The sequence below is a fragment of the Veillonella sp. 27098_8_77 genome (genome assembly GCF_041431535.1).
In the GTDB taxonomy this organism is placed as follows: Bacteria; Bacillota; Negativicutes; order Veillonellales; family Veillonellaceae; genus Veillonella.
The window spans coordinates 16,779-39,127 of record NZ_JAPVXW010000012.1 but is presented as its reverse complement, the minus strand read 5'-3'; the positions used below and the strand labels follow the sequence as shown (position 1 = coordinate 39,127).

General features: G+C 40.6%; 5 protein-coding genes. 4 read left to right on the top strand and 1 reads right to left on the bottom strand.

Going from position 1 to position 22,349, the window contains the following annotated elements; genetic code table 11:
- The first annotated feature begins 12 nt into the window (after nucleotides 1-12).
- Nucleotides 13-7,341, top strand: coding sequence for a YadA-like family protein (locus O3617_RS07590; RefSeq protein ID WP_371449416.1), 7,329 nt, complete (start codon nucleotides 13-15; stop codon nucleotides 7,339-7,341).
- Between the two features lie 411 nt (nucleotides 7,342-7,752).
- Here the strand turns inward: O3617_RS07590 and O3617_RS07585 are convergent, their stop codons facing one another.
- On the bottom strand, nucleotides 7,753-9,399 hold the full coding sequence (locus tag O3617_RS07585; RefSeq protein WP_371449415.1) for a methyltransferase regulatory domain-containing protein: 1,647 nt from the start codon (nucleotides 9,397-9,399) through the stop codon (nucleotides 7,753-7,755).
- Nucleotides 9,400-9,770: 371 nt separating this feature from the next.
- Here O3617_RS07585 and O3617_RS07580 point away from each other — a divergent pair, with 371 nt between their 5' ends.
- From O3617_RS07580 to O3617_RS07570, 3 genes are all read left to right on the top strand, one after another.
- Nucleotides 9,771-10,370 carry a DarT ssDNA thymidine ADP-ribosyltransferase family protein gene (locus O3617_RS07580; protein ID WP_371449413.1) on the top strand — a complete coding sequence of 200 codons (600 nt, stop codon included), beginning with the start codon at nucleotides 9,771-9,773 and terminating at the stop codon, nucleotides 10,368-10,370.
- A 9-nt stretch (nucleotides 10,371-10,379) separates the two neighbouring features.
- A complete protein-coding gene (locus O3617_RS07575; protein WP_371449411.1) occupies nucleotides 10,380-11,405 on the top strand; it encodes a macro domain-containing protein in 1,026 nt (341 codons plus the stop codon).
- Between the two features lie 577 nt (nucleotides 11,406-11,982).
- Entirely contained in the window at nucleotides 11,983-22,347 is a 10,365-nt protein-coding gene (locus tag O3617_RS07570; RefSeq protein ID WP_371449410.1) for an ESPR-type extended signal peptide-containing protein, read from the top strand.
- Nucleotides 22,348-22,349 lie beyond the last annotated feature (2 nt).

The window sequence follows — 22,349 nt, the reverse complement described above, 5'->3', positions numbered from 1 at the left end:
GGCTCTACGGCGGTGGCAATTGGTCTCAATTCAGAGGCTAATCAAAGCGCTACGGTTGCTGTTGGTTATAATTCTGCTGCGAGTGGTGAAAATGCTGCCGCTTATGGTAATACGGCGAAGGCAGTCGGCAAGAACTCATTGGCATTGGGTGCGAACACACAAGCTACCGTAGAAGGTGGCGTAGCATTAGGTTATGGTTCCATAGCGAAGACCGTAGCTACTGCTGGCTATAATCCGAATACAGGGCGGTCTAATATCTATACACCTAGACTTAGCAATGCGATGACAAGCACTTGGGCCGCTGTTTCCATTGGCGATGGTACTAATACACGTCAATTGACGGGCCTTGCTGCTGGGGACAAAGACACTGATGCGGTCAACGTAGCACAACTTAAGAGCATGAACCTTGCTTTCACAGCTGAGGGCGGCACAAGTGGCGACGTTAATTTGACAATTGGTGCATTAAACGTAGTCGGTGATAGCACGTATATTACGACAAAGGGCAAGGATCAGACGCTCACCATTTCTGGTAAAAAGCAAGCTATTACCGTTACGGATGGTACGGCTAGTGCTAGCGCAGGCATGGCGGACGCCAATGATGTAGCGCAAGCGATTAATAAAGCGAATGCAGCTCAAACCATTAGCTATAAGGCGAATGGCGGTACGGCTAATACGGTTAAGGTATCCGATGGTCTTAATTTTAAAAATGGTACAACTACGGTGGTCACGGTAGGTGCGAATGGTCAAGTATCTTATGACTTGAATACGACAACGCAACAATCGATTACGGATTCGTCAACAGCTGTCAATCGTACGATTGCCCTTGGTGGCTCCACAGGATCCACGACGGCTAAAAAATTGGCCTCTGGGGATGTTAAATTTAACATTAAGGGACAAACTGGGACTAGTGCGTTGATTACAACATCTGCTAGTGGCGATGATGTAACCATTGCACCAACTGCTAAATTGACCGCCGCTGTAACGGCTGCTGAAAATGCAGCGAACAAGAATTTGTCCAATATTTCCTCTAGCGGTGAAACAGTTATTAAAAATTTAGCTAAAGGGGCTGCGCAAGATGCTGTGAAAGTAGCCGGCACGGGCCTTGCTACGGTATCCGATAATACAGTGGGCGACGTTAAAACATATACGGTTGATGTGAATACCGGTAATTTGGTGGTAGCTGCCAATGGGCAAGTTGGTGCTGCTGGTACAACAGGTGCATCTGGTGCGGCCGGTTCTAATGGCGTAGCTACAACACAAAATGTAGCGACTGCTATTAATGACGCTGTGACTAAGGCAAAAGCAAGCACAACACAGGCCTTAGCTGATGCGGAACATAAATTTGCTGGCGATACAGGTACTACATCCGTTCGTAAACACGGCGAAGTATTAACCATTAAAGGTGGCGTAACAACGCCAGCAGATTTAGCAACAGGCAACATCGGTGTCGTATCCGATGGGGCAGGTACATTGAACATTCGCCTTGCAAAAGTATTGAGCGGTTTAACATCCGCAACCTTCACCACTGCTGGTGGCAATACTACTGTTATTAATGGTGATGGCCTAACCATTACACCAAGTGGTGCTGGTGCCTCTGCTATCTCTATGACAACGGCTGGTATCAATGCGGGTAACAAGGAAATTAAAGGTGTTGCTACGGGTACTACTGCTGATGCGGCAGTTAATAAGGCCCAAATGGATGCTGCCATTACAGCTGCAGCGGGTGGTTCCTTATCTACAGAAAAGGTAGTTGCCAAAACATTGTCTGGCGATACTAACTTGGCTACCGTAAGCGGTCAAACAGGTACCGCTAAGGGTGAAACCTATGAAGTAGCCGTATCTGAAAACGCAGTTAAGAACGTTGCTAAAGCAGCCGCACAAGATGCTGTAACCGTAACAGGCACAGGCCTTGCTACAGTATCTGACAATACAACTGGCGGTGTGAAAACATACACTGTTGATGTGAATACTGGTAATTTGGTGGTAGCTGCCAATGGGCAAGTCGGTGCTGCTGGTACAACAGGGGCATCTGGTACGGCTGGTTCTAATGGCGTAGCTACAACACAAAACGTAGCAACTGCTATTAATGATGCGATTACTAAATCCAATGCCAATACGGCACAAGCCTTAGCTGATGCAAAACACAATTTTGCTGGCGATGATGCTACTGTAATTAGCCGTAAACATGGTGAACAACTCAACATTAAAGGTGGTGCATCCACAACTGCTACAGATCTTACATCTGGTAATATCGCAGTGGTAGGTGATACGGCATCTGGCACACTAAATATCAAGATGGCAAAAGCCCTAACAGGCTTAACATCTGCAACATTTACAGATGGATCCGGCAATACACAAACAGTAACAGGTGGTTCCTCTACTATCACGGATGGTGCTGGTAACACAACTACTATCACTAAAGGTGGCGTAACAACGACTGACGCAGCTGGCAATACTACTACGACAGCGCCTACAGGTGTAACCGTAACACCAGCTGGTGCTGGTGCCACACCAATTTCTGTAACAACTAGTGGTATTAGTGCTGGTAACAAAGAAATTAAGAATGTTGCTAATGGTACTACTGATGACGCTGCTGTTAACAAGAAACAAATGGATGATGCATTGAAAGGTGCAACAGATAATACGGTTTCGTTAGGTAGTGAATCTGGTACAACTACTGCTAAGAAATTAAGCACAACTGGTGGCATTAAGTTCAACATTAAAGGTGAAACTAGTGCAAATGCACTTATTACAACATCTGCCACAGGTGATGATGTCACCATCGCTCCAACTGCTAAGTTGAGTGCTGCTGTGACAGCTGCAGAAAAATCTGCTGATAAAGACTTGTCCAACTTGTCTGCTGCCGGTGATACCTACATTAAGAACCTTGCTAAAACGGCTGCTTCTTGGAATGTAGAAACAAATGGTGCTGGTACAACTGCTGTAGCTGGTGGTGAAAGTGTAAACTTCATCAATGGTGATAACATCGCTATTACAAATGCAGGTCGTGCCATTACAATTGGTACTGCTAAGAACGTATCCTTCGATAAAGTGACTGTTGGTGGTGTAGTTCTTGATAAAACAGATGGCATCAATGCGGGTGGTAAAGAAGTAAAAGGTATCGCCGATGGTACAGCTGCCGATTCCGCCGTTAGCAAAGGCCAAATGGAAACAGCTATTGCTAATGCACAAACAGCAGCTACATCTACTGAAAAGGTAATTGCTAAGTCGTTAACTGGCGATACTAACTTAGCCACTGTAACAGGTCAAACTGGTACCGCTAAGGGTGAAACCTATGAAGTAGCCGTATCTGAAAACGCAGTTAAGAACGTAGCTAAAGCAGCTGCACAAGACGCTGTAACCGTAACAGGTACAGGCCTTGCTACAGTATCTGACAATACAACAGGCGGTGTGAGAACATACACTGTAAATGTAGATGAAGGTAAACTTGTTCTTGATGATGCAACAGGTCAAATCGGTGCTAACGGTGCTACACAAGGCACTACAGCTGGTAAAAATGGTGTAGCTACAACACAAAACGTAGCAACTGCTATTAATGATGCGATCACTAAATCCAATGCGAATACTGCACAAGCATTAGCTGATGCAGAACATAAATTTGATGGTGATACAGGTACCACATCTGTACGTAAACACGGTGAAGTATTATCCATTAAAGGCGGCGTAACAACGCCAGCAGATTTAGCAACAGGCAACATCGGTGTTGTATCCGATGGGGCAGGCACATTGAACATCCGCCTTGCAAAAGTATTGAGTGGTTTAACATCCGCAACCTTTACCACTGTTGGTGGCAATACTACTGTTATCAATGGTGATGGTGTAACCATTACACCAAGTGGTGCTGGTACCTCTGCTATCTCTATGACAACAGATGGTATCAATGCTGGTGGTAAAGAAGTAAAAGGTATCGCGGATGGTACAGCTGCCGATTCCGCTGTTAGCAAAGGCCAAATGGAAACAGCCATTGCTAATGCACAAACAGCAGCTACATCTACTGAAAAGGTAGTCGCTAAAACATTATCTGGCGATAACAACTTGGCTACTGTAACAGGTCAAACGGGTACTGCTAAGGGTGAAACCTATGAAGTAGCCGTATCTGAAAACGCTGTTAAGAACGTAGCTAAAGCAGCCGCACAAGATGCTGTAACCGTAACAGGCACAGGCCTTGCTACGGTATCCGATAATACAACTGGTGGTGTAAAAACATACACTGTAAATGTAGACGAAGGTAAACTTGTCCTTGATGATACAACAGGTAACATCGGTGCTAATGGTGCTACACAAGGCACTACAGCTGGTAAAAATGGCGTAGCTACAACACAAAACGTAGCAACTGCTATTAATGATGCGATTACTAAATCTAATGCGAATACTGCACAAGCTCTTGCTGATGCAGAACATAAATTTGCTGGTGATACAGGTGCAACATCTGTTCGTAAACACGGTGAAGTATTATCCATCAAAGGCGGCGTAACAGCGCCAGCTGATTTAGCAACAGGCAACATCGGTGTCGTATCTGATGGGGCGGGCACATTGAACATTCGCCTTGCAAAAGCCCTAACAGGTTTAACATCTGCCACATTTACAGATGGATCCGGCAATACACAAACCGTAACAGGTGCTTCCTCTACTATCACGGATGGTGCTGGTAACACAACTGCTATGACTAAAGGTGGTTTATCCACTACTGATGGTACAAACACAACGACAGTAGCACCGGCTGGTGTCACTGCCACTGATGGTACTAACATTGTTAAGTTGAATGGCTCCGGTATCGATGCTGGTAATACACAAATTAAGAACGTTGGCAAAGCCACTACCGATGATGCTGCAGTTAACAAGAAACAAATGGATGATGCTGTAAAAGCGGCTACCGATGCAACCACAGCATTGGGCAACAACACAATTGCCCTTGGCAGTGATGCTGGTTCTACAACAGCGAAGAAACTCAGCACAAGTGCTATTACGTTCAACATCAAAGGCGATACAGGCGCTAATGCGTTAATCACTACATCTGCTACCGGTGATGATGTAACCATTGCACCAACCGCAAAATTGACAGCGGCTGTGACAGCTGCAGAAAAATCTGCTGATAAGGATTTGTCCAATATTTCATCTGCTGGCAAAACAGTGATCAAAGACTTGGCAGTAGCATCTGCACAAGATGCTGTTAATGTAACAGGTACAGGCCTTGCTACAGTATCTAATAATACAACTGGCGGTGTGAAAACATACACTGTAGATGTGAAGGCTGGTAATTTGGTCGTAGATGCCAATGGTCAAGTCGGTGCTAATGGTGCAACAGGCACAGGTGGTGCCGTAGGTACTGATGGCGTAGCTACAACACAAAACGTAGCAACCGCTATCAATGATGCGATTACTAAATCCAATGCGAATACAGCACAAGCTTTAGCCGATGCAGAACATAAATTTGATGGCGATACAGGTGCCACATCTGTACGTAAACACGGTGAAGTATTGTCCATTAAAGGTGGCGTAGCAAATGCAGCTGATTTGGCAACCGGCAACATCGGTGTTGTATCCGATGGGGCAGGCACATTGAACATTCGCCTCGCGAAAGTATTAACAGGCTTAACATCTGCTACATATACAGATGGAGCTGGTAATACACAAACCGTAACAGGTGGTTCCTCTACTATTTCCGATGCAGCTGGTAATTCTACTGTTGTATCTAAAGGTGGCGTAACAACAACCGATGCAGCAGGTAACTCAACTACAACCGCACCTACTGGTGTAACCGTAACTCCTGCTGGTGGTACACCAATCTCTATTACAACTGATGGCATCAATGCAGGTGGTAAAGAGGTTAAAGGTATTGCTAATGGTACAACCAATGATGCTGCCGTAAACAAAGGCCAAATGGATGCTGCTGTTCAAAACGCGTTGAACGGCACAAAAGCGTTGGGTAACAATACCATCACCCTTGGTAGCAATAATGGCTCTACAGACGCTAAAAAATTGAATACATCTGGTGGTGTTCAATTTAATATCAATGGTGAAAGCGGTCCTAATGCGTTGATTACAACAACGGCATCGGGTAATACCGTAACTATCGCATCTACCACTAAGTTGAGCAATGCCGTAGCGGCCGCTGAAAATGCAGCCAATAAAGATTTATCCAATCTCAGTGCGAATGGTGAATCTCGTATCAAAGACTTGGCAAAATCTGCGGCATCCTGGAATGTTCAAACTAATGGTGGTGCTACAGCAGCCGTGTCCGGTGGGGATACTGTTAACTTTGTAGATGGTAAGAACATAACAATTACCAACACTGGCAGAGAGATTACTGTTGCCACTAAAGATGATGTAACCTTTAACAAGGTCACTGTTGGTGGTATGACCCTCGATAACAATGGTATCGATGCCGGTAACAAGGAAATTAAAAATGTGGCTGCTGGCACAACAGCAAATTCTGCAGTTAACAAACAACAATTAGACAATGCGATTTCTGGTGTAAGTAATATTAACTATACAACCAGCAGTATTACTGACCGCGCTGGTAGCACACCGGTACGTTCCGTTGCCTTATCTACAGGATTTAATTTCAAAGGTGATGGCAATATTCAAATTACCGAAGATGCAGTGAACAATGGTGTTATTCACTATGCGATGAATCCTAACTTGTCCGGTATCACATCTATTACCGGTGCGGGTACTGGAGCGCCAACGATGACTTTCAACAGTCAAAATGGCAATACCCCAGCCAATGTGTCCATTAATTCTGATTTGGATATGGGCGGACATCGTATTACCGGTGTGGGCCCTGCGGAAAAACCAACCGATGCGGTGAATAAACAACAAGTGGATCAAGCACTTCGTGGTCTTACGGGTCTAGCAGATAATGCAGCAAGACAATATGCAAGCAAAGCGGGCGCTAATGCAGCTGCATTGGCAGCATTGAAACCTATTCAATATGATCCATTGGAACCAACACAAATCATGGCCGGTGTGGGGAATTACAAATCCCAAACCGCTGTGGCACTTGGTATGGCGCATTACACCAATGAAAATACGATGTTCAACATCGGTGTATCCCTCGATAGCCATGACAATATGGTCAACGCTGGTGTAACCCATAAATTTGGCTATAGCCCTGAAAAGAAAGCTATTCCAGATCGCTATAAAGGTGGTCCAATTAGCTCCATCTATGTAATGCAAGATGAAATGCAAGCCTTGTTGGCAAAAGACCAAGAAAAGGATGCTGTAATCTCTAAACAGGCTAGTGAAATTGATACACTTCGCCAACAAAATGAAGAAATGCAACGTAAAATTGATATGATTCTTGCTAAATTACAATAATAGTATGGTATAAGACATACAATAAAAGCGGATAGTGAGTCCTAGGATTCACTATCCGCTTTTGCTCGTTCTACAAACTGTGGTACAATTTTTATCTGTTTATGATAATATATAGGCAATAGACAGTAGATAGACAGTAAGTAGACAGTAGATAGACAGTAAACAGTAAAAACTAGTATAGTATTGTAGTATAAATTAAAATAATTTTAAAAATATACAATATCTTGTAGTTTTGTTTTGGAAAATGAATATATGATGAATAGACAGTAGATAGACAGTAGATAGACAGTAAGTAGAAATTCTTGTTAGTATTAGATTGATAATAAGGTTTAAAATACAAACACAAAAGGGCTGTAACAGAATGTGGTTTTACCGCACTCTAGTTACAGCCCCTTTTTTATGTCTATATACTTATTTCTTAAAGAACCCCAATACTTGTAAATGACGCAATACTTCATCTAAGTATTGTTCCGATGGAACGCGGTACTGTTGACCATCCTTCGTTGTCCGTTCGACGGTCACATTTACATCTAGATCTTCTATGAGTTTTTCTTTTGTAGTTGGCGTTGTTAAGAGGCGCATAATGTATAACACGCCATGGTCCACGTCATAGTCGATTTGATTATACATGTTTGATGTCGTCATATACTGATTGCCATCCTTTTCAATGAGGGTTGCAATATAGTCGATGAACCGCTGAGGAATGTAGGTTTCATTTTCCTTGAATGGTAGGTGTTCATAGCGTTCACCAAAGGTATAGAGTTGTCCGATAACGGCCAGTAAGAACAAGCGCGTATAAAGCTTATCCATATCGATTTCATAGCCCGGATACTGATGTTCAATATGGTCGACCACATCTTGTACAGAGAATGGTAATCGCGTATCCATCATTTCCTTAATAGCGATGTGTACCGTATCCGTCCATTCCGGTGGAACACCCAAATCTGTATCTAAGGTGATGAGGAAATAGAGTTCGTCCAATATGTTCTTGGTTACTGTTTCGTTTTTTGTAATCTGGTCTTCGTTAGATTGTTTCGTTAACAACGCCATGCGGAACTGTGTATCATACACGTAATCAAAGTATTGTTCCTTATCTACGCGGTTATCTTGGGCTAATTTTTTAATATTTGTCACCGTCGCATCCGATAGCCACGTAATAAAGGAGCGCTGCATACATTCATCGCCCACATAGGCACAGCCTTGAGCTTCGGCGCGTTTCACAAATTCTGATACGTACACCGGATCGTTGATGGCCTCTAAATACTCATGGCCCACATAGTAATCATTGGCCTTAAGGATACGGTCAATATTAGGAATCTTGTAACTCGATTTCATGCGCGACCGTTCATCCAACTTCATCGTTTCCTGAATGAGTTGCAACACCTGTTTCGTATACGCCGTGCGGTCCTGTAGGGACGTCGTTGGCGCATGCTTTTCCGAATACAGCATAATATCCCGTAATTGTTCTAACCGTTTCCACCCGGGATACGTATTATATGACACATATGCAATGCCCCGGTCCGATAGATTGCGATTACAAATGCTGAGAATCTTGTCTTTCACCATGTCCGGTACCCACGACCAAATACCGTGCACGATGATGTAATCGAAGGTGCCGAAATCGTCATCGATATCCATGATATTTTTCTCTAGCAACGTAATATTCGTGAGCCCCATGGATGCGATTAATTCCTTGCCGTGCTCAATCTGCACGCTTGATAAATCGATGCCCGTGAAAGTAGTCTCTGGATAGTACAGTGCTTGTGGGATGATATTGCCCCCGCATGACGAACCTAGCTCTAACACGCGCGCCCCCTTGAGTGGTGCTGGTGAAAGCCCATATAACCGGCTGCGGGCTTGCAGTGAATTGATGTTGGTGTTGGAAAACGCTTTGGACACATAGAGAAAATTGTCATACGACTCTTTCAGCTCTTCAATCTTTTCTTGCACCACCTCGTTAATAGGTGGCTGAATGGTGTTTGATTTCTTTGGAGACACATCTTTTTTAGGTGTTTTGGCTTGCATCGCATCTGTCTTGGGAATAGAGTTTTGGCTCATGTGGATACCTTTCAATAGAGACTAGTATGTATATCTTTTAATAGAAGTGAATATAATAACTTTTATAAGAGACGAATTTTCTTAAGTATATCATAGGAGAAACATTTGAGTAGGGGATAACTTGTACCTCACTGTTTATATTCCCCATGAGAAACCTCCCCTATATAATGATATATATGTCTTTAGTATAGCATAGGCCAAAGAAATGTCGTATAAGGAATGGCTATCCCTAAGCCAACTATTTGCCTGTTTTTTATGCTTTCATAATAAGCATAGATAATGATAATTGCATAATCTATTTGGTTGATTTACAATGAGAGTAAAAGAGTAGAAGGGATCTTATATTAATCTATGAAATAAGAGGTTATGATATGGTACGAAGAATAGAGGATCTAAAGAGTATATACCATTTAACATCCATAAAGAATCTACCAAGTATTATCCATGATGGGCTATTATCACGAGTTTCGCTCCAAAAGAAGAAAATTACTTATACTGATATAGCAAATGAAGATATTTTGTCAAAGCGAACCGCAAAAGGCTTAGATCAGTGTGTACCTTTTCATTTTCATACACATACTGAATTTGATGTTGCTGTTCAAAAGCAACGTCAATCAGAGGGGCCGTACGTTTATTTAGCAGTAAATCGCGGTGTTGCAAGAGATAAAAAATTTAAGATTATTCTTCGTCATCCTATTTCTAGTGGTTCTGAGATAAAGATTTTGGAATATGATGAGGGATTTTCTCAAATTAATTGGGATGTGATGAATACACCTAAAGGGAATCCACCTAATCCAAATTATGATGGTCATGTACGTATGGCAGAGTGTATTTCGCCTTATTGTGATGTACCTTTTAAAGATATTTATAAGATTTTTGTACCGAATGAAGATGTCAAATATCAAGTTGAATCATTGGTAAAGGACTATAGTACACAAGTACATGTAGTATCAACTTTATTCACCAAGTAGGACAGAATTATGATTACATTTGTTAATACAAATATATTTACCTCGCCCGCACAAGCGTTAGTCAACACTGTTAATTGCGAGGGGTATATGGGAAAGGGATTAGCCTATCAATTTAAGCTCATGTATCCAGAAATGAATAAGGACTATGTTAATGCTTGTAAACGAGGCGATGTAGTTATTGGACGCATGCATACATATCAAACAGATGATAAGCTGATTATTAATTTCCCAACTAAAAATCAATGGCGTAAGCCATCTAAAATGGAATATATACAACAAGGTTTGGAAGACTTGATTCGCATTATAAAGAAACGAAAGATTAAATCTATTGCTATTCCGCCATTAGGTAGTGGTAATGGCGGCCTAGACTGGAGTGATGTTAGAGATGTATTGATGACTTCACTAGAGTCTGTGCAAGATATAGATATCTATATTCATGAGCCTGGAAATTTTGCTTCTAATAATGCGAAGCATAAGCCTAAGTTATCATTAGCAGCTTTATTGCTATTAGATATAAAACGAGGGTTGCGGAATGGATTTTTTAATCAAATCACGTTACAAAAAACAGCTTTTTTTATGAATATGAAGCTAACTAAACCGTATTTCCATTTTAAAAAATATAAATTTGGTCCTTATGATCACTCCATAGATATCATTAGCCGTAATATTAAGGAATATGTAGAATATCACTCTATACAAGATGTAGAGACAGCCTATCAATCTGTGAAAAATGAAATCATTAGTAAAAGGGTTAATGATACTTATGAGTCTATGCAAAAGCCTTTACAACAAGCGATTACATTTGTGAATAGTTTGGTCTCGGTTGAACAAGTAGAATGTGTGTCTACTGTTTTATTTATCATCCAACAAGCTGATGGTATGACAGAAGAAGAGATTATTGACCAATTTAAAGCATGGTCTCAGCGTAAAGCTGAAAGATTTACTATTGCCGAAATAAAGGATAGTATAGAGTTATTATTAGACTCTGGATATATTGAAGAAACGTTGGTAGGTTATGCTCGTATTGTGGCATAGTACATTAGCTTCTGTGTAATGAGTATGAAACACTTATTCATGAACAAAATTTCATAATCTCTAAAAATCGTCCCGTATGGGGCGATTTTTTCGTTTTATATTATTTAGAATTGTTAATTTGCACTGCTAGTAAAAAGATGACTAAAAAATATAAATCCTTATTTTATGCAGATTTATGTTATATCGATGTATATGAAAGTTATTAAAACGATAGGATAATTGTTTATAAGTAAAACTAATGTATATATCGATAATCATTGTAGTAAATCGAATTATATAGAAATAAACGGTCTATATAGAGAGAAAAATACCCATAAAATCAATAAAAATTGAGTTAAAATATAAAATATTTATAAATAAATGTAAAATAATAAAAATATGTGAGAGAAAAATGAAAAAACCATTTACAAGAGCATTTATATTTGTTATCTTATATATGACGCAAGATGAGGAAAAAATGAAATGTGTATTATGTCTCGGTTTTGAGGCTTTCACAAACATGGAAAATCTCATCGAACAACATTGTAATAATAAGGATTATAATTGTGTCTTTTTTTAAAGGGGGTTCATAGATTCTATGAATAAGATTTTTAAGGTTGTTTGGAGCAAAACAAAAGAATGCTACGTTGTAGTATCTGAAGTTGCGAAAAACAACAGCGGTAAGAAAAAAGTTTTAGCTAGCGTATTAGCTACGTTGGCTATTATGGGCGCTGGTGCTCAAATGGGTACTCCGGTACAAGCGGATACAGATCTAAGTTATAGTGCAGTTAATATTGCCCCAAATAGTGTTCCTGCTGGTTATGGTCCGAATAAGGTAAGTACAAACTCTATAGTTGTAGGGTATGCTAACGATACTAAGACTAATGTCCAAGGTAAAGGTCATGTGGCTTATGGCTTTGGCAATACTGCTACAGAGGACAGTACTACCGCAATTGGTGGTGGCAATCAGGCTACAGGTGGTGCAGCGACTGCAGTAGGTTCATTTAATACGGCTTCAGGGCGTGCTTCTGTAGCTATTGGTAATGTATCTATTGCTTCTGCTGAAGACTCTATTGCCATTGGTAACCGTGCGAACTCTAATCCAGCTAATACAGATAGAGGTAGTGGTCAATTCTCTATTGCTGTGGGCCGTGAAAGCTGGGCAAAAGGTACTGATAACATCAGTATCGGTCATAAGGCTGAAACAAATTCCACTGGCGATAGCATTGCTATGGGTCGTGAATCTAAAGCAAACCAAGCTAATGCAATTGCTGTTGGCCCACAAGCTGATGCCAACGGTTGGGGTGGCATAGCCATGGGTCGCGAAGCAGCTGTAAGTGCTAACTTTGCAACTGCTATTGGCTATCAATCCAAGGCAAACGGTAGTGCTTCTGTAGCAATTGGTAAACAAAATAAATCTAATATGGCTGATACTGTTACTATGGGTAATGGTAATACAGCTAATACTATGGGCGGTATTGCTATTGGTTTGAATAATACAGCTGATTCCTCTATAGGTGATTCTACAACTGCTAATAAAAGTAATCTTCAGATAGCTTTTGGACGTGACAATGAAGCTACGTCTCTTGATACAATCGCTATTGGTCGAGAAGTAAAATCTACTAAAACTGGTGCAGTTGCAATGGGTTCTCGTATCAATGCAAATGGTGACTATGCGGTTGCAATTGGTAACTCTTCTGCAGGTGGTACTGTTGAAGCCGGTGACTATGCTGTAGCAGTTGGTTTCAAAGCAAAAGCAACTGGTAGCCGTTCCATTGCTCAAGGTGGTGCTGCAGAAGCTGGTGCTCGTGCATCTATCGCTATGGGTTTACGTTCTAAAGTTAATGCACAAAAAGCGACTTCTAACTATGAGTTCTCTGGTTCTCATGGCACTCTAAGTCCGGCAGGATATAATACAGAAACAATTACTGTTAACTCAGCTTCTGTGCCTAATACTGGTGCTGTGGCTGGTAATTATTATGATGCGGGTTCTGCAGTTGCTATTGGCGATGGCGCAACTGTTAGTGACGAATCTGATCGTGCTGTTGTTGTTGGTGCTGGTGCAAAAACCAATGGTAATGCTCATTATTCCGTAGTATTAGGTTCTGGTTCCCATGCAGATGCATCTGATGGTTTCGTAGCTGGTCATGGTTCTTCTGTTGAGTCCCGTGAAAGTATCGCAATGGGTTCTGCCGCTCATGTATCTGGCAATGAAAATATCCGTTCTCAAGCTATTGGTTATGGTGCTACTGTAAGTGGTACCGGTGCGTATGATGCCACAGCAATTGGTGCTACTGCACAAGTTTCTGGCGTACAAGGCGGTGTAGCACTTGGTGCTGGCTCTATGTTAGACCGAACAACAGCTTCTAATGAAAATGCTGGTTGGAATAGCAAGAATTTAAATGGTACTGCTATTCGTAATCGTGCGTATACGGCTGATTTGACGGGTCATGGAGACCAATGGGACTCTGGTCGCATTAATACTGGTGCCGTTTCCGTTGGTAATGACACTCAAAAACGTCAAATTATCAACGTAGCAGCTGGTAACAAAGACACTGACGCAGTTAACGTAGCACAATTGAAAAACGTTGGCGTTCGTGTTGGTGCCGATACTAATACAGCTACAATTACAGTTGGTTCAAATACAAGTAATGTTGCCGCAGATTTCCTTGCATACAATGGTCAATTAAACATTAAAGGCGATAACAACCGTGTTACAACTGTGTCCGAAAACGATGCAAACGGTAAAGATGCTAACGTAAATGTTAAATTTGATTACGATGGCTTGGTGAAAGCTAAAACTGGTTCTGCAGTTACTGTAGATCAAAAAACAGATGCAGCTGGTAAAACATACTTTGAAATCGACGCTGCAGCAGGAAGCAAAACTGTAGTAGCCGATGGTAAAAATACAACTGTAACTGGCGCAGGTACAACGGCTAGCCCATATAAAGTAAATGTAGAAGGTGCTTTAACAGGTATCTCCTCCATTACAAATAACGGTGGCGGTAAAATCGAATTCACTACCAGTGGTACAACTATTTCTGGTGGCCCTGTTAATGTATCTAACAACAAAATTACAGGTGTTGCTAATGGTGATGTAAATTCTACATCTACTGATGCAGTTAACGGTTCCCAATTATATGCTGTAAAAGCGGCTGAACGTCACATTGCACCTACAACTACTGGTCATGAATACACTGTTGATAGTAATGGCAATGTAACTATGACATACCTTGATGGTAATAATAAGGCTGTTACTGGTGAACAAGCCGTTATTACAGGCATTGCTAAAAATGATCTTTCTAACATCACAAATGAAGGTAAGAAAGAAATTACTAAACTTGGCACTATTGTAAAAGCTGGCGATAATGTCAATGTATCTGAAAGCTCTGATGCAACAACAGGTCGAACAACTTACACTGTAAACGCTGTAACTCCAGCTGTTTACACAAAAGCTGATGGTACAAAAGTGTATAAACGTCCAGATGGCACTTTCACAACAAATAGTAATCTTGCTGCTGGTAATAATGTAGACAAAGGTGATGTAATCACATCCTTCATGGATGGCAATGGCAACACAACTGGCGGTAACATGGTTATCAACAACGTTGGCTCTGCTATTAAAAAGGCTGGTAATGCAGGTGATTCTTTCTTGACTAAGTTAGATGCTGCTAATACTGCAACTCCAAATGCAGCAGTAAACGTATCTGACTTGAAAAACACAGCTGATGGCTTGACTGATAAAGGCTTGAGATTCGATGCTAACGAAGGTAATGAAAAAACTAACAAACTTGGCTCTAAAGTAACAGTCAAAGGTACTGGCGCTTTAACTGCTGGTAAAGCATATGCTGATGAATACAACACAGCTAATATTAGAACAAATATTGAACAAGGTTCTGATGGTAATACAACAATCAACGTTGGTTTAGCTAAAGCGTTGAAAGATATTAATTCTATTTCTAATGGTAACTCCTCTATCACTCTTAACAGCAATCCAGGCGGCACAGGTAATACACCTGCAGTAAGCATTACTGGTGGTAATGTCGATGTTGGTGGTAATAATATTACTAACCTTAAATCTGGTGGTGACACTGATTCTAATGCTGCTAATATTGGCGATGTTAAGAAAATCGCAAGCGATACAGATACACATATCAAACCAGGTACATACACAGTAGCAGCTGATAAAACTGTTACTATGACATATGTAAATGGTAAGGGTGAAACTGTTAAAGCTAACGGACAAGATGTAGTTGCTAAGATCGACTTGTCCGGTTTATCTACAGGCGGCACAACTGCATCCTCTTGGAATGTTAAGTCCTCTGCTAATACTACAGATGGTGGTGCTGTTGCTGATAACCATAATGCAAACGCCCAAAACATTGCAGATGGTAAATCTGTAGAATTCCAATCTGGTAAAAACTTAGTAGTAAAACAAACTAACGATGCTACTGGTGGCAATGCTACTGTAGAATTCTCCTTGTCCGATAAAATCGGTATTGGTGAAAAAGGTCAACCTGGCGTTCCTGGTAAAGATGGCGTTGATGGTAAAATCGGCGTAAATGGTAAAGACGGTTCTTCCGTAGTTATCAATGGTGCAGACGGCTCTATCGGTATGACTGGGCCTCAGGGCAAAGATGGTAAAGATGGTATTAATGGCCGTGATGGTGCTAATATCTCCATGACATCTGCTAAGGGTGAACAAGTTCTTATCAACCGTGATCCAGCTCATAGTTTGGATACTGATAAAGCAGAACGTATCGTATATGTTCCAAAAGATGCTAGTGGCAACCCTATTCAAGATGGTAATGGCAAGAACATCGTACGTGAAGTAGCAACTATGGACGATGGCCTCAAATTCGGTGGCGATATGGGTACTGTAGGCGCTGTTAAACTCAACAAACAAGTTGATGTTAAAGGTGGCATTACAGATGTAAATAAATTAGCTACTGGTAATAACATCGGTGTTACATCTGTTCCTGATGCTACAACTGGCAATACTGCCTTGAATATTCAATTAGCAAAAGACCTTACAGGTTTGAATAGTGTTGAACTTGGTGGTAAGACAATTAAGACTGATGGTGATCACATTACTATCACTTCTCCAGACACTACTCCTGGTGCAGCTCCTGGTGCAACAACAACTACTAAAGTAGCTAACCTTTCTGATGAAAAACACATCAAAGAAGGTACATATGCTGTACAAAACGATGGTTCTGTTACATTGAATTATCAAGATGGTAATAAAAAGGATTTAACAGAAACCGCTAAGATTACAGGTATTGCTAAACAAGATCTTACTAACATCAATGATGCTGGTAAGAATGTTATTACTGGCCTTGGCACAATTGTAAAAGCTGGTGATAATGTAACAGTATCTGAAGCTGCTGATGCTACAACAGGTCAAAAAACTTACACAGTAAACGCTGTAACACCTGCTATTTACACAGATAAAAATGGTAATAAAGTTGTTAAACGTACAGATGGTACTTATACAACAAACCTTGATGGTTCTGCTGGTAATGACGTAGCTGCAAGTGACGTAATCGTATCTTTCAAAGATGCAGCTGGTAATACAACTGGTGGTAACTCCATCGTTAATAACATTGGTTCTGCTATTAATAACCATGCAACACCAGGCGTTACATCCCCTACATATTTGGATAAATTGGATGCTGCCGCAGGCGATACTAAGACACAAAATGCAGCAGTAAACGTAACTGACTTGAAGAACACAGCTGATGGCTTGACTGATAAAGGTTTGAACTTTACTGGTAACAATGAATCTACTGTAAATAAACATAAATTAGGTTCTTTAGTGAAAGTTCAAGGTGAAGGTACTAAAGAAGGTACTAATGCAGCTGGTGCTAAAGAAATCCAAACTTCTGATGGTACTAAATTTGAATCTGCTAAAGATAATATCGCAGTAGAAGCAGATAGTATCGATAAATTAACTATTAAGTTGAATAAAAACTTAAAAGGTATTAACTCCATAAGTAACGGTAGCACATCCATCACATTGAATGATGCTCCAAATGCTACAACACCTGCAGTAACTATTAAGGGCGGCAACTTGTCCATGGGCGATGGCACAACAAATAATAAGATTGTGAACTTGGCTCCTGGTACTGCGGATACAGACGCTGTAAACTACGGCCAAATCAAAGGTTTGCGCACAGAAGTAAAACCAGGTAGCAATATTGTAGTTAATAAGACTCAAGATTCAACTGATGGTCATGATATCTACACAATCAGTGCGACAGCAACTGGTGGTACAGCATCTTCCTGGAATATTAAATCCTCTGCAGACACTGCTAATGGTGGTGCTACAGCAACTGATCATAATGCTAACGCTGTTAACATTTCCGATCAAAAAACTGTTGAAATGGTAGCAGGTAAAAACCTTACTGTTAAACAAGGCGCTACAACTGATGGTGCTAAAGTTGAATTTGCTTTATCCGATAAAATCGGTATTGGTGAAAAAGGTCAACCAGGCGTTCCAGGTAAAGATGGCGTTGATGGTAAAATCGGCGTAAATGGTAAAGACGGATCTTCCGTAGTTATCAATGGTGCAGACGGTTCTATTGGTATGACTGGTCCTAAAGGTCAAGATGGTAAAGATGGTATCAATGGCCGTAATGGTGCAGATATCTCTATTACATCTGCTAAAGGTGAACAAGTTCTTATCAACCGTGATCCTGCTCATAATGGTGATGCTGACAAAGCTGAACGTATCGTATATGTTCCAAAAGATGCTAGTGGCAACCCTATTAAAGGTGCTGATAACAAGAACATCGTACGTGAAGTAGCCACTATGGACGATGGCCTCAAATTCGGTGGCGATATGGGTACTGTAGGTGCTGTTAAACTCAACAAACAAGTTGATGTTAAAGGTGGCATTACAGATACAAATAAATTAGCTACTGGTAACAACATCGGTGTTACATCTGTTCCTGATGCTACAACTGGCAATACTGCCTTGAATATTCAATTAGCAAAAGACCTTACAGGTTTGAACAGTGTTGAACTTGGTGGTAAGACAATTAAGACTGATGGTGATCACATTACTATCACTACTCCAAGTACTACACCTGGTGGTAATGCTACTGTGAATAAAGTAGCTAACCTTGCTGATGAATTACACATCACACCTGGCACATATGAAGTTGGTGCAACAGATAAAGATGGCAATGCTAAAAACGATGAAGTAACATTGACATACACTGATGGCAATGGTGCTGAAAAAGCAAATACATTTGCAAAAATCAAAGGTGTAGCTAATTCTGATCTTTCTAACATCTCTAATGATGGTAAGAAAAATATCACTAAACTTGGTTCTATCGTAAAAGCTGGCGATAATGTAACTGTATCTGAAAAATCTGATGCAACTACAGGCCAAAAAACTTATACTGTAAATGCTGTAACTCCAGCTGTTTACACTAAAGCTGATGGTACTAAGGTTTACAAAATTGTAGATCCTACTACAGGTGCAGTAACTTGGAATACAAAAGCCGATGGTACTGGTACACCAGTTAATGCTAACGAAGTGATTGCATCCTTTGAAACACCAGCTAATGGTACTACACAAGGTGCAACAACTGGTGGCACAATGATTGTTAATAACATTGGTTCTGCTATTAGTGGTCATGAAGCGAAAGATACTGCAGGTACAGTAATTACTAGCCCTACATATTTACAACGTTTGGAAACAGCTGCTGGTGATAACTTAACTAAACATGCTGCCGTTAATGTATCTGACTTGAATAGCGCTGCTAAAGAATTGAAAGCTTCTGAATTGCACATTGCTCCAACTGAAGGTGGTACAGACACTGATAAAGGTGGTGTGGCATCTGGTAATACTAATACAGGCGCAGCAGCTCAAGCTTATAAATATAATGCAGCAACTAAACAAGTTGAATTAACATTCAATGATGGCAATGGTAAAGCTGTAACTGGTCCTAAAGCAGTTATCGACTTCTCCGACTTGAATATTCCAGCTGGTGGCAATAATTATGGCTTCAAAGCTAATGCAACTGCTAATGGTGGTAAAGTAGCAAATGATACTACAACTCCTGCAGCGGCAACAGCTGTTGAAAATGGTGGCACTGTTAACTTTGCAGCAGGCAAAAACTTGACTGTAAAACAAGATATTGATGCTGCTAACAAAACTCAAACTTATACATTTAGCTTGGATAAAGATCTTACTAACTTAGATAAAATTGTTGTAAATGGTAAAGATGGTATTGACAGTAAAGATGGTGTATCTATCACTGGTCCAAAAGGTGAAAGTGCGCCAGGTGCTAAAGACGGTCAAGATGGTAAAGTAGGTATTGCTGGTAAAGACGGTAAAGACGCTGTATCCATTTCTGGTAAAGATGGCGTTGGTCATATTGGCTTGACAGGTCCTCAAGGTCCTGCAGGTACTCCTGGTGCACCTGGTACACCTGGTGCGAATATCGATATTTCCACAGATCATGGCACACAAACACTTGTTAAACAAGAAGCTAACAACAATGAAAAATCTGAACGTATCGTATATGTACCAAAAGATGCTAATGGCAATCCATTAAAAGATAAAGATAATAACCCTATCAAACGTGAAGTAGCTACTATGGATGATGGCTTGCGTTTCACTGGTAACAATACTTCTAAAGAAAATAAACAAGAAATGAATTCTCTTGTGAAAGTTCAAGGTGAAGGTGTTACTGAAAATGCAACATCTGGTAAATTAGAAGTTAATGGCCAAGAATTCAAATCTGCAACAGGGAACATCGCAGTTGTAGCAGATGGCGGTACCACTTTAACAGTTAAGATGAACAAAGATCTTAACCTTACTAAAGATGGCTCTGTAACAATGGGAGATACTGTTGTAAATAACGATGGCATTACTATCAAAGCTCCTACAACTCCTGGTACAACTACAACTGATGTTAAGTTGACTAACCAAGGTCTTGATAATGGTGGTAACAAAATTACTAATGTTGCAGCTGGCACAGCTAATACTGATGCGGTAAACGTAAAACAATTGAAAGACAATGTTACGACTGTTGAATCTTCTGACAGCTCCATTAAAGTAGTAGATAAAAATGCCCCTGGTTCTGCAACATATGATGCAACTAAAGGTCACCAATATGACATTACTATTAATAACCAAGGTGTTGTAAATAATGCACAAACTCCTGTTGTGTATACTAAGAAAGATGGCACTAAGGTTTACTTAGTAAATGGTAAATTCTACGAAAATCCTCAAGGTACAGGCGCAGAAGTTCCAAAAGCTCAAGTTATTGCATCTATGAACAATGCTGATAATTCTTCAACTACTCCAATGAAGTTGAACAATGTTGGTTCCTCCATTGCAAATGAAACTGGTGCTACATTCTTGGATAAGTTGGATAGTGCTAATACGAATACACCAAATGGTGCTGTAAACGTATCTGACCTTAAATCTACATCTGATGCTCTTATCGATAAAGGTCTTGTATTTGATGCAAATAACGCAGATCCTAAGACAAATAAACTTGGTTCTAAAGTAACTATTGCTGGTACAGGCGCTCTTGCTACTGGCGAAAACTTTGCAGATAAATACAACACTGATAACATCAGAACTAATATCAAACAAGATCCAGCAGGTAATACAACTGTTGAAATCGGTCTTAATAAAAACCTTAAAGGCTTAGAATCTGTTAGCGTTCCAGGTAAAGATGGCGTTGACGGTCAAGACGGTGTATCCATTACTGGTAAAGATGGTGCGAATGGCCTTGACGGTAAAGTTTCTATCGGTAAAGACGGTAAAGATGCTGTATCTATCTCCGGTAAAGATGGTATCGGTCACATCGGTTTAACTGGCGCTGCTGGTAAAGATGGTACAAATACGAAAGCAGATATTACTGTTAAAGAAGGCAAACCTGGTTTAAATGGTACTGATGGTATCACTCGTATCGTATACAAAGATAAAGATAATAACGATCACGAAGTAGCAACTCATGATGATGGCGTAAAATACGCGGGTGATGACGCTCAAGGTACAGATAAAACAAAAGTTATCTCCAAGAAATTGAATGAAACTATCGATATCGTTGGTGGTGCAGATAAAACTAAATTGACTGACAATAACATCGGCGTGAATAACGATGGTGGTAAATTGAAAGTTCAATTGATTAAGGATGTTAACTTAACTGATACTGGTTCTATCAAGTTTGGTGATACTGCTAATAATAATACAGTTATTAATAGAGGCGGCATTACAATAACTACACCTGCAGCTGTTCCTACAGATCCTGCAGTAACGGTATCCTTAACTGGTAATGGCCTAAACAATGGTGGTAATAAGATTACTAATGTTAAGAATGGTACAGCTCCAACAGATGCTGCAACTGTTGGTCAATTGACTAAAGTAGAAGCAGGAGATAATAGTGTAACAGTTGCTCATACTACTACAGCTGATGGACAAAATGTTTATACTATTAAAGCTAACCCTGCTGGTACAGTAGATTTAACAAATGTTAATAACCGTATCGATCAACTTGGCGAAGAAGTAGGTCGTGTAGGTGCTCAAGGCGCAGCTCTCTCCGCATTGAAACCTATCCAATACGATCCATTGGAACCAACTCAAATCATGGCTGGTTATGGTAACTACCGTGGTAACTCCGCAGTGGCTCTTGGCGTAGCTCATTACAAAAATGAATCTACATTAATCCATGGTGGTGTATCCTGGGCTGGTGGTTCTAGCCACATGATGGCGAACGCTGGTGTAACTTGGAAAGTCGGCAACCGTGATAGCGAAGCTGCTGTAGCAGATCGTTACCGCAAAGGCCCTATCAGTTCTGCCTATGCAATGCAACAAGAAATGGCAGCTATGAAAGCTCAAAATGCCGGATTAAAAGGCGAAGTATCTGACTTGAAAGCAGAAAATGAACAAATGAAAGCTCAAATTGCTGCAATGATGGCAAAATTAGGTTTATAATT